1 protein-coding gene is annotated in these 1,487 nt (G+C 66.8%); it reads right to left on the bottom strand.

Annotation, left to right across the window (positions count from 1 at the left end; all coding sequences use genetic code 11):
- A partial coding sequence (locus tag ACFYPJ_RS39035) for a beta-ketoacyl reductase (RefSeq protein WP_389026884.1) occupies positions 1 to 1,467 on the bottom strand: 1,467 nt, incomplete at its 3' end.
- Positions 1,468 to 1,487 lie beyond the last annotated feature (20 nt).

The raw sequence follows: 1,487 nt of genomic DNA, 5'->3' as shown, positions 1-1,487 counted from the left end.
CTGTTCGGTCTCGTTGAGGGTGGCCAGTCGCTGGGCCAGCGTCACCCCGCCCTCACCCGCCGCCGACCGGGCCGCCACCGCACGACGCGGCACCCGCACCACATCCCGCAACAACACCGGCAACTCACCCGCCACCGCCCGACCCCGCAACACACCGAAATCAAACCGAGCCGGCACCAACCGCGCCTCCCCCACCCCCAACGCCACATCCAACAACGCCATCCCCTCACCCTCCGACAAACCAACCAACCCACCCCGACTCATCCGCACATGATCCACACCACCCAAATGACCCGTCATCCCACTCGCATCCGCCCACAACCCCCACGCCAACGAAACCCCCGCCAAACCACGCCCCCGCCGCCACGCAGCCAACCCATCCAAAAACCCATTCGCCGCCCCATAATTCGCCTGCCCCGCACTACCAAACACCCCAGCACCCGACGAAAACAACACAAACGCCGCCAACCCCAACCCCTCCGTCAACTCATGCAACCACCACGCCCCACCCGCCTTCGCACCAAACACCGACACCAACCGCTCACCCGACAACGACCCCACCACACCGTCATCCAACACACCCGCCGCATGCACCACCCCACGCAACGGAAACTCCACCGGCACCGCCCCCAACGCCTCCACCACACCCTCCCGCCGCGACACATCCGCCGCCACAAACGTCACCCGAGCCCCCAACCCAGCCAACTCCTCCCCCAACTCACCCGCACCCACCGCCGCACCACCCCGACGCGACACCAACACCACACTCCGCACCCCATACCGCACCACCACATGACGCGCCACCATCCGCCCCAACGTCCCCGTACCACCCGTAATCAACACCGAACCACCCACACCCACCCCACCCAAACCATCAACAACCCCACCCACACCCACACCCACACCCACACCCACGACCGCACCCTCAACCTCACCCCGGTCACCAGCACGATCCACCTCCGCCACCCGCACCCGACCCAACCGCGGCACCCGCACCTCACCCTCCCCCAACCACACCTGAGACTCACCCGACGCCACCACCCCACCCAAACGACCACGCCACCCCTCAACCCCCACACCCACATCCACCAACACAAACCGCCCCGGATGCTCCACCTGCACCGACCGCACCAAACCCCACACCGCAGACCCCACCACCGAACCCGACACCACACCCCGCGTCACCACCACCCCCGGCAAACCCCCCTCACCACGCCCCAACCACCCCTGCACCCAACCCAACACACCCTCAACCACCCCACGCACACCCACCGCATCAACCACCTCACCCACACCCGTCAAATCCAACACACCCTCACCCGACACCCCACCCCCACCCACACCCTCATCCACAACCCCCGACACCCAATCCACCCGGAACAACGCATCCCGCACCCCCACACCCACCGACGACAACTCACCCACACCAATCGGCCGCAACACCAACGACCCCACCTCAGCCACCACAACCCCCACCCCATCAGCGA

It is taken from the genome of Streptomyces sp. NPDC006012, assembly GCF_042871185.1.
Lineage (GTDB): Bacteria > Actinomycetota > Actinomycetes > Streptomycetales > Streptomycetaceae > Streptomyces.
This window is presented reverse-complemented; position numbering and strand designations above follow the sequence as displayed.